We start from the raw sequence: 11,068 nt of genomic DNA, 5'->3' as shown, positions 1-11,068 counted from the left end.
TTAACTACAGGAGGAGCTACCATTGACATAATAAAAAAATACATTGAAGAACAAGGTGAATGAAGACCTTAGCGACTAACCCCCACTAAATCAAATAGATTTTGAAGGGGAATGCGTCGCTATTTTTTTGTTCAACTTTTTCGTCTGTTGTAATAATCGATTTCAATTCTCTTTCTGTAGATTGTATATCAGCTTCTGAAGCATTTCCCATAATACCGTCTAATAGTCCCATACCTCCACCCCTTTAAAACTAATTATTTTGTCTCTATTTTTAAATTAACTAATCTACTTCTTTTCCTACAGAGCTTTGCCAAACTTCGAACCACTGCTCCCTCGTCAAGTGGATGTTTAGCGCATCTACTGCTTTACGTATTCTTGACATTTTTCCTGAACCGACGATTGGGATAATGTTCGCCGGATGATTTAACAGCCATGCATACATCACTTGATCGATTGAGTCGATATTTAGTTCACCTTTTATCTTATGAAGAGTTTCTCGTAATCGAGCCTCTTTTTCATTTTCAGAAATAAATATTTCTCCTCCTGCTAGTGGAGACCACGCCATCGGTGGGATGTTTCTATCTTGACATTGCTCAATACAACCATTTACAAATTGAGACAAGTTACTTACAGAAAGCTCAACTTGATTTGTAACGAGTGGAAAATCTAAATGCGAGTTTAGTAAATGGAACTGAGATGGGCTAAAATTAGACACACCAAAGTTAAGGACCTTCCCTTCGGCTTTTAATTGGTCAAAAGCTTCAGCAACTTCTGCAGGATTCATTAACGGATCGGGTCTATGTATCAATAGTAAATCAATATAATCTGTATGAAAATTACGCAGAGAATTTTCAACAGAATGAATAATATGCTTCTTGCTCGTATCATAGTATTTAATTTTATGATCAGGTCGATTTTTTGACACAAGTTTTATTCCACACTTTGTTATAATTTGCATATTCCTTCGAAGTGCAGGTTTTAAAGCTAGAGCTTCTCCAAATAATGCTTCACATGTATAATCACCATAAATATCAGCGTGATCAAACGTTGTAATACCTAGCTCCTTACATTCTTCTATTAAGTGTAAAACCTCTTCTTTTTCCATATTCCATTCAGATAACCGCCATAACCCGAGTACAATTCTCGATACTTGTAATGTGTCACTAAGTTTTATTTTTTCCATTATGCTCCACTCCAGTACAGTCATTTTGACAACGCAAAATCCCTACTTACCCAACGTATACTTTCTTTGAAAACTTGCAAGAACATCGTACTCATTAGCAAGTATTTGAGGAATCCTAATAAAAACAGGGAGTAATTCTTCGTATGCTTTACTAGCTTGTAAATTCGCATGATAATGATTTGTCGTTCCGATCATTCCTTTAACAGCATTTAATGAATCAATCTCACCACGCCCATACATACCTAAAACTACTGCTCCAAGACATGAGCTTTCATAGCTATCTGGTATTCGAACTTCCATCTGAAAAACATCTGCTAATATTTGTACCCATAGTGATGAACGTGTAAACCCTCCAGTTGCATGAATTCGTATAGGCTTACCTATTTGTTCTTCTAATGATAGTAACACAGTGTATAAATTCATAGTTATTCCCTCTAATACTGAACGAATCATATGTTCCTTTTTATGATGGAGCCCTAAACCAATAAAAGATCCTCGTGCATTTCCGTTCCAAAGAGGTGCCCTTTCACCACTTAAATAAGGGTGAAATATAAGACCTGCGGAACCAGGAGCAGAATTGGCGGCAATTGAGGACAATGTTTCATAAGGGTCTTGCTCACTTAGTTCTTCAGCATCCACTTCCAACTTGGCTAATTCATTTCGTACCCATTGATAAATCATACCACCGTTGTTTACAGCTCCCCCGATTACCCAGTGGCTCTCTGTTAAAGCATAACAAAAAAACCGACCTTCTGGGTCTGTAATTGGTCGATCAATAACGGTTCTAATCGCACCACTCGTGCCGATTGTTAATGCAACAACACCAGGATCAATAGCGTCTACACCAAGATTAGATAAAACGCCATCACTAGCACCTATTATGAACGGTGTATCTTGCTGTAAACACATCGTTTGGGCATAGTCTTTCTTCATACCAGTAAACGACTCGGTTGTCGAAACAATTTCAGACAATTGAGAACGAGAAATATGTAGTAACGATAACACTTCATGATCCCAATCCATATTTTTTAAATTAAATAACCCCGTCGCAGAAGCGATAGAATAATCAACAGCGTAAATACCGAACAAGCGAAAAAAAACATATTCTTTTATAGAAATAAACTTGTATGCTTGCTGAAACAAATGTGTATGTTCCTCTTGTAACCATTTCATTTTTACTAATGGTGACATAGGATGAATAGGCGTTCCAGTTCTACTATAAATATCGTGACCTTTATGATCACTTTTTATCGTATGTGCCCATGCTTCACTACGATTATCTGCCCATGTAATAGAACGTGTAAGCGGGTTTCCATACTTATCTACAATGAGTAAACTATGCATAGCCGAACTAAATGACACAAACCTAATTTGAGCTGAATCTACTTTTGCTTCATTGACACATGTACGAATCGATTGTAGTACTGCATGAAATATTTCATCAGGGTCTTGTTCAGCAGCATCTGGTGTGTCAGTGTATAATGGATACTCATAATTACTACGATAAATCACTTGCATGTTTTCATTAAATATCACTGCTTTTGTACTTGTTGTACCAATATCTACCCCAATAGTATAAGGCTTCATTTATATACCCCCAACTAATTGTGTTCTACACATCCATCTTTTATAAGTCCATATAATCATCATTGGTTCTAAAACTATTTATACGTGATTACCGCTTACAAGATTAGTTTCTTACAAAACATATTGCGGTCTAATAAATAAATACATATACAACTAGATTTTAAGGTATCTTTTCTTCAGCATTAAGCCTTAAGAAAGTTTAAATCGTATAACACTAATATCTAGCTGTTCGAGTTTTGTTGAAATAGCTACATCTTCTTCTATATGGTAAAAAGCTTGGATTTATCAAATATCCTCCAAGCTTTTCATTCATTATTAAGGTGTACTCGCTATAAGTATTGCTTTATTGTCCTAAGAAATAAATACGTATAAACCAAATATTCTCGACTTCTTTTCTCATTAACAATGAGGTTAATGATTAAGTTAAATTAACGCTGTTTTCACATTGATTGTTGTTTTTCGAATAAAGAAATTAACAACTACACAACTTGAGTTCGTGGCATCTTTTCTTCTATACAATGATGAATCACTTTTATAGTACTAAGATAGCAAGTTTACGAAAAGAGCCTAAATTAACGAATGTACCATTGTCATAACAGCTTCCTTCGTTGCAGTTAGTTCATCTTCAGCTTGTTCGAGTGTTGCTCCTTTTACCCCAAAATAAAACTTGACTTTAGGTTCTGTTCCAGATGGGCGTAAACAAAACCAACTACCATCCTCTAAATAATATTTTAATACGTTCGATTTAGGTAATTTAATTGTTTCTTTTTTACCTAGATGAATATTCAAACGTTCACTTGATAAGTAATCTTCTATACTAACGATGTTTTTATTATCCACCTTTGAAGGAGGGTTGTTACGGAAGCTCGCTAATAATGTTTGTATCTTTTCCGCACCATCTTTGCCCTTCAGTGTTAATGACTCTAGCCCTTCACGATAGAAACCGTATTTCTCATAAATTTGTGTTAAGCCTTCATACATAGTCTTACCTTGCTTTTTATAAAATGCACATATTTCAACCGCTAATAATGCTGCTTGTATCGCGTCTTTGTCACGAGCAAAATCTTTTATTAGATATCCATAGCTTTCCTCATAGCCGAATTGGAATTCATATTGACCAGATTGCTCGTACTGTTTAATTTTTTCAGCAATAAACTTAAATCCTGTTAAGGTGTCAACAGTTTCTACACCATATGCATTTGCAATCGTTCTACCAAGCTCTGAAGTAACCACTGTTTTTAACACAACACCATTAGATGGCAAGGTCTCTTTTTCTTTACGTTGTGACAGAAGATATTCTAATATAAGTGCTCCTGTTTGATTTCCCGTTAAAAGAACATATTCACCATGATCATCTTTTACAGCTATACCTAATCTATCTGCGTCAGGGTCTGTTGCTATTAATATATCTGCATTAATATTTTTCCCGTCTCGAATCGCTAGAGAAAAAGCACTCTTTTCTTCTGGGTTAGGAGATGATACCGTAGAAAAATCTGGGTCAGGGAGTTCCTGTTCTTCGACAACTGATACGTGACGATAGCCGAATTCTTCTAGACCTTTACGTACTAATGTATTTGCTGTGCCATGAAGAGGAGTAAACACTACCTTCACATCAACTTCATTTGATAATTGTGGATATATTGAAATTGTTGTTAGCTGATTAATATATGCGTTGTCAATTTTTTCACCTATGATTGTGATGAGTCCTTTATCCTTTAAATCCTGTTCATCATCTACTGCTATCGCTAATTCATTATCAATCTCATTTACAAATTGAATGACTTCATCTGCTTCTTTAGGCGGTAATTGTCCGCCGTCCTGCCCATATACTTTATATCCATTATATTCTGGAGGATTATGACTCGCTGTAACAACAATTCCTGAAAATGCGTGCAAATAACGAACAGCGAATGATAACTCTGGAGTAGGTCGAAGCTCTTCAAACACATACGTTTGAATACCGTGCGTCGCTAAAGTTTTTGCTGCTTCCATCGCAAACTCCGGTGATTTATGACGAGAATCATATGCGATAACTACTCCGCGTTGCTTTGCTTCATCACCACACGAATCTATGTATCTAGCCAGCCCTTCCGATGCCTTACGGACTGTAAACAAGTTCATTCGATTTGTTCCAACACCGATTTCCCCACGCATCCCTCCTGTACCGAACTCTAAATTTTTGTAAAAGCTATCCTCTAGCTCTTTTTCATCGTTTTCTATTTGCACCAATGATTCTCTTAACTCACCATCCAAATGTGGTGATTGTTTCCATAATTCATATCTTTCATTCCAATTCACAGACTACTTCCTCCTCATTTCTGAAAAAATTGACCTATATCAGCGTGCTCAAAAAGATGGGGAAAAACTAGGTGGTACAGTTTAGGCAAAAGTGTGAGACTTACTAGACACTAAGAAGCTTATTAGCTCCCTAGTATCGAATAAATTTACTTCTTTGAATAAACTTGTGTATCATTACGATTGAAGGAATCAACTTAAGACTCCCATTATCACCAACACGAGGGGAGTACTTCTTATACAAGTTTAGTCCAGTCTTTTTGAACAATCTCTATAACAGAAACGTACCATATTCAACCACTCTACTCAAGTGTCAATACTGTGCATCATCATGTTCATCAAAATATATTAATTGTTAACATGATGAAAGGGCTGTTAAGAGCATTTATGTGCTCCTTACTAGTCAGAGATAAATCTTGCCTCAGTTAATAGCTCATCTAACTCATGTATATACATATTTTCTCTGTCTGTATCCCACCCCAACATAGTCGACATCAGCTTGATAACAGGCTCCTTCCATTTTTCTACCCAATCAATATTAAATAGAAGGGCTCCAGTTCTGCGCATAAAGAAATCTACTGGGGTCATTGCCATTTCCTCTTCTATGCTATACAAAACTTGCGCATAAATATCTTCTAATAGCTTATCATTTTTTGTTCTCTGTTTGGCATAACGAATATAATAAAAAAATATTTGATCTACATTAGAGCCATAGCGATGAACAAAGAAGTTCGCTAGTTCTCTAGGTACCCCTAACTTAATACCTTTATCAATCTTTTCTTGGATGAAATTTTGAAAATTCAGCGACCCTCCAACATGCCCCCCTGAAATAGGTAAATCTTGCGTATTACAAGGAGAAAAGGTTAGACCTTGTGTTTGTTCTAATAATCTAGCGACTAAATCCACTACGGTTTCTGCCATTTTTCGATAACCCGTTAATTTTCCGCCTGCTATCGTAATAAGGCCAGTACTAGATTGCCATATTTCATCTTTACGTGAAATTTCAGATGGATCTTTTCCGTCTTCATATATTAATGGACGCAAACCAGCCCAGCTAGATTCAACATCTTGATTCGTCACCTTAACTTCCGGGAACATATAATTAATGGCATCAATCACATATTGACGATCGGATGCTGTCACTGTTGGATGGGAGATATCATCACTGTATTTAGTATCTGTTGTACCTATATATGTCTTTCCTTCTCTTGGTATTGCAAAAACCATTCGCTTATCTTCCGTATCAAAATAAACAGCTTGCCGTAAAGGGAATCGTTTTCCATCAATTACTAAGTGGACACCCTTTGTTAGTTGTAATGATTTTTTATTTTCAGTAATATCCTTTTCACGTATTGAATCTACCCAAGGTCCTGTCGCATTTACAATTTGTTTTGCTAAGATAAAATACAATTCCCCTGTAATTTGATCAACTGCTTCGACACCAATGATTTTCCCTTTCTCATAGACGAATTTCTCAACCTTTGCATAGTTTACAGCACTTGCACCTTGTCTAACCGCCTCTTTCATAACCTCAATAGTTAGTCGTGCATCATCTGTTCGATACTCAACATAATAACCACTACCTTTTAATCCTACTTTCTTTAATAACGGTTCTTTACTTAACGTTCCATTTTCATCCAACATGATACGACGTTCATTCTTTTTTACACCAGCTAAGAAATCATATATTCTAAGACCAAAGGATGTACTAAGCGGACCAAACGTCCCTCCTTTATAAAAAGGGAGCATCATCCATTGGGGTGTTGTAACATGTGGTCCATTTTCATATACAATTTCTCGTTCTTTACCAACTTCTGAAACCATCTTTACTTCAAACTGCTTTAAATACCGTAAACCTCCGTGAACAAGTTTAGTAGATCGACTTGATGTACCTGCCGCGAAATCTTGCATTTCTAGGACGACAGTTTTCATTCCTCTAGTAGCAGCATCTAATGCAATACCTGCTCCTGTAATACCTCCACCAATTATTATTAGATCGTTTTCTGCACTAGCCACCTGTTTAAGAATGTCTATTCTATTCATGCTTGAAAAGGGTTTTTCCATCTTTCTCCCTCCAATTAATTTAAAATGCTAACAGCTTAGATAAGTAAATATAAATACAAACAAAAAGACACCACAAAATTCTCGTACACATAATATGAATACAAGATTTTGTGGTTTCTCCGTTTCTCCGACCATAATATTAACTTATCATGTAATTTACTAAACCTATTTAAAAGCCATTGTTGCGTTTACTGCTTTTTTCCAGCCATCGTACAAGTCATTTCGTTGTTGTTCATCCATTGTATTGTCAAACGTTTTATCAATATTCCATTGCTTTGCAATTTCATCTTGACTTTCCCAAAATCCAACAGCAAGCCCAGCAAGATAAGCTGCACCTAATGCAGTTGTCTCATTAATTATTGGTCGTTCAACAGGTACATCTAACATATCACTTTGAAATTGCATTAAGAAATCATTTTTAACAGCGCCACCATCAACCCGTAACGTTTTTAAAGAAATATTAGCATCAGATTCCATTGCAGTTAGCACATCCTTCGTCTGGTATGCTAACGATTCAAGTGTAGCACGAACAAAGTGCTCTTTTTCCGTGCCTCGTGTTAACCCAAATACAGCACCACGAACATCACTATCCCAATAAGGTGTTCCTAAGCCGACAAAGGCTGGAACAACGTATACACCATCAGTAGACTGTACACGTTGTGCATACCTTTCACTTTCAGCAGCATCATTGAACATTCTAAGACCATCTCGTAGCCATTGAATGGCTGATCCTGCAACAAAAATACTGCCTTCTAATGCATATTCTACTTTACCATTTAATCCCCGAGCAATTGTAGTTAATAAACCATGTTCTGACTTCACTGCTTCCTCACCAGTATTCATTAACATAAAACACCCAGTACCATATGTGTTTTTAGCCATACCTTCTTCATAACACGCTTGACCGAACAATGCAGCCTGCTGATCTCCCGCTGCACCAGCTATCGGAACTTCATGTCCGAAAAAATGATAATCTGCTGTATGTGCATACACCTCAGAAGATGAACGAACTTCTGGTAACATTGAAGCTGGAATAGTTAATATTTCTAATAATTCTTCATCCCATTTCAAATCATGTATATTGAACATCAAAGTCCTTGATGCATTTGAATAGTCTGTAACATGTGCTTTTCCGCCTGAAAGCTTCCAAATAATCCAAGAGTCAATCGTTCCAAATAATAACTTCCCACTGTCGGCTTTTTCTCTTGTGCCTTCAACATTGTCTAGAATCCACTTTACTTTTGTTCCTGAGAAATATGCATCAATTAATAAACCAGTTTTGTCACGAAACTTCTGATCATAACCTTTATCTTTAAGCTCTTCACAAATATGTGCTGTTTGGCGTGACTGCCATACAAGAGCGTTATAAACTGGATTGCCAGATTCTTTATCCCAGACAACCGTCGTTTCTCGTTGATTAGTAATACCAATCCCTACAACTTGCTCTGGTTTAACTTGTGATTCTGATAAAACACTTGCTATAACAGCTAATATTGATCCCCAAATCTCATTAGCATCGTGTTCTACCCAACCAGGATGTGGAAAGTGTTGTGTGAACTCTTTTTGAGCAACATGTACGATTTGGCCTGATTTGTCAAAAAGTATTGCTCTTGAGCTCGTTGTTCCTTGATCTAAAGATAAAATATATTGTCCCATTACTGTTCTCCCCTTTTCAGCTAGTTCTTCTATTACGTGCTTTCGTAAGGCTCTTTTCGTAAACTTTGTTCCTTTTTTAACTTACATTTAAGTAACGGTGTATATAATATGATTTTATTTAGTCTTTAGGGAAAGATGCTCCGAACGTTAGTTAAATTCGCATTTAGCTTTTATTTAGAAAAGCAACAATTAGTGCGAAAACAGCCTTTTGCGTTGCTTGTTGAATTTCGTACTATGAAATAACATGTACACAACTAGAACGTGGCAGCTTTTTTTCAAACAAACAATGATAACTGATTTAAATTACTTCTTACGATGCTAATATTGTAATTTATTAGGAAAACTTATAAAAAAGAGCCTTTTATTGTTATTTATACCGTAGTTTGCTTTGCAGAAGCAACATGTTGTTTTTCCTTTTGTTCAACAAGTAAAGATATTAATAATATCAGTGTCACTATAACTGTGAAAATCCAAAAATTTCTTGTAACAGTTTGTTCAAAAATAGCTTTATAAAATAGCCCACCATACATTCCGCCAACGATTGGGCCTATTACAGGAATCCAAGCATAAGTCCAATCCGACTTGCCTTTTCCTGGAATCGGCAAAACAAAATGTGCTAGACGAGGACCTAGATCACGAGCAGGATTAATTGCATACCCTGTAGTACCTCCAAGAGATAAGCCAATTGCGACAATTAAGAAACCTACAATTAGTGGATTTAATCCTTCAGTAAATTCATTTGCGCCTATTGATAATAACCCAAGAACGAGTACAAACGTTCCAATCATTTCACTTACTATATTTGCTGTTGTACTTCGAATAGACGGGGCTGTTGAAAATACTCCCAATTTCGCTGCTGGATCAGCAGTTTCTTTCCAGTGTGGCAAGTAATGAAAGAAAACAATTGCTGCTCCTAAAAATGCTCCAAGCATTTGTACAGTAATATAACTAGGTACATCACCCCAAGAGAATTCACCTATAATGGCTAGACTTAATGTCACTGCCGGATTAATATGGGCTCCACTAAATGAACCAACAGCATATACTGCCATTGCAACTGCTAACCCCCACCCTAAAGTAATAACAATCCAGCCACTATTATGAGCTCCTGATCTCTTTAAAGTAACCCCAGCACAAACTCCTCCTCCAAAAATAATTAACATCATTGTACCAATTAACTCGCCGATAAATGGTGTCATACAGCATCCCCTTTCCCATGATTAATTTCATATACTAAATTGAAGCGAAAGAATATTAACGGAGAATGAAGTATGACATGGAAAAAGTAGATAAATCTGCTAAAATTCCATCATCTTTTTACTAGTAAAAAATACGTTAATACATCAACTAATATGTCAAGACTGGTTCTAAAATATAGAAATAATTGTATACTTACTAACAAAAAAATCACAACATACCCCTTTTATTTTACATAAAAGAGGATGCTGTGATTCTCCAAATCTCCGTCACATCTATTAACTTAATTCAAATACTAATATAAATAGAAAGCGCTGTCAATATAATATTTTAATTTTCTGTATACTCTAGATCCCACAACATCTTATTTGATGTTGTCACTGCACTCGCTCCAGCCTTTATTGCCTGCTCTACATCTTCATGTGTACGAATCATTCCACCAGCAAATATTGGAACGCCAGTATTGGTATGTATTTCTGTTATTAGATTTGGTACTACGCCAGGTAACACTTCTATAAAATCTGGGTTCGTTTTTTCTATAATACTGTAACTCTTTTTTAATGACCCAGAATCTAATAGAAATAGTCGTTGAATAGCATATATACCCCTTTTTTTTGCTTTACTAATAACATTTGCTCTCGTAGAGATGAGTCCAGCTGGTTTAATTTCTTGGCAAAGAAATTCTGTTGCAAATTCATCATTCTTTAAGCCATTAACTAAGTCCACATGAAGGAATAATTTCTTACCTTCTTGTTTTGTCATTTTCACAATAGCATTAAGCTGTGCAACATGACTTTCAAGTATAACTCCATATTCATATTGGCTACGAACGAACTTCTCTAAATGCTTCATATCGCGTATTGCAGGTATAATTTTTTGCCCATGAAACATATTTTTACCTCCTAAAAAACAGAAACCTTTAATTGATAGAATACTATTATCCTACAACTCAATCGCTTATAAAGTCAATTACAGGAACATTCATTATATAGCGAAGGGATGAAGCAAAAGCCAATAAAACATACTCAATTTCATCTTTAGTCAAGATGTTATTGACGTAAGTTTTGGCTTTACTTCATCCCCTTG

At 36.0% G+C, this 11,068-nt stretch carries 8 protein-coding genes; all 8 read right to left on the bottom strand.

Going from position 1 to position 11,068, the window contains the following annotated elements; all coding sequences use genetic code 11:
- Positions 1-85 precede the first annotated feature (85 nt).
- The 8 genes from ACSVDA_RS15875 to ACSVDA_RS15840 all read right to left on the bottom strand — a co-directional run bounded on the left by ACSVDA_RS15875 (position 86) and on the right by ACSVDA_RS15840 (position 10,873).
- Positions 86-232: a hypothetical protein gene (locus ACSVDA_RS15875; protein WP_485884399.1), complete on the bottom strand. Its 147-nt coding sequence runs from the start codon at positions 230-232 to the stop codon at positions 86-88.
- A 48-nt stretch (positions 233-280) separates the two neighbouring features.
- On the bottom strand, positions 281-1,183 hold the full coding sequence (locus tag ACSVDA_RS15870) for an aldo/keto reductase (RefSeq protein WP_485884398.1): 903 nt from the start codon (positions 1,181-1,183) through the stop codon (positions 281-283).
- Positions 1,184-1,225: 42 nt separating this feature from the next.
- Positions 1,226-2,770: a gluconokinase gene (gntK, locus tag ACSVDA_RS15865; protein ID WP_485884397.1), complete on the bottom strand. Its 1,545-nt coding sequence runs from the start codon at positions 2,768-2,770 to the stop codon at positions 1,226-1,228.
- A gap of 567 nt (positions 2,771-3,337) precedes the next feature.
- A complete protein-coding gene (locus ACSVDA_RS15860) occupies positions 3,338-5,068 on the bottom strand; it encodes a phospho-sugar mutase (RefSeq protein ID WP_485884396.1) in 1,731 nt (576 codons plus the stop codon).
- Positions 5,069-5,464: 396 nt separating this feature from the next.
- Positions 5,465-7,129 carry a glycerol-3-phosphate dehydrogenase/oxidase gene (locus ACSVDA_RS15855; protein WP_485884395.1) on the bottom strand — a complete coding sequence of 555 codons (1,665 nt, stop codon included), beginning with the start codon at positions 7,127-7,129 and terminating at the stop codon, positions 5,465-5,467.
- Between the two features lie 165 nt (positions 7,130-7,294).
- Complete coding sequence (gene glpK / locus ACSVDA_RS15850; RefSeq protein ID WP_485884394.1) at positions 7,295-8,785, bottom strand: glycerol kinase GlpK; 1,491 nt, start codon at positions 8,783-8,785, stop codon at positions 7,295-7,297.
- 371 nt (positions 8,786-9,156) lie between these two features.
- Positions 9,157-9,984 (bottom strand): MIP/aquaporin family protein, encoded by an 828-nt coding sequence (locus ACSVDA_RS15845; protein WP_485884393.1) that lies wholly within the window; start codon positions 9,982-9,984, stop codon positions 9,157-9,159.
- A gap of 328 nt (positions 9,985-10,312) precedes the next feature.
- Positions 10,313-10,873, bottom strand: coding sequence for a glycerol-3-phosphate responsive antiterminator (locus tag ACSVDA_RS15840; RefSeq protein ID WP_485884392.1), 561 nt, complete (start codon positions 10,871-10,873; stop codon positions 10,313-10,315).
- Positions 10,874-11,068: the final 195 nt, after the last annotated feature.

Source organism: Cytobacillus sp. Hm23 (assembly GCF_051842895.1).
In the GTDB taxonomy this organism is placed as follows: domain Bacteria; phylum Bacillota; class Bacilli; order Bacillales; family SM2101; genus Nanhaiella.
This window is presented reverse-complemented; position numbering and strand designations above follow the sequence as displayed.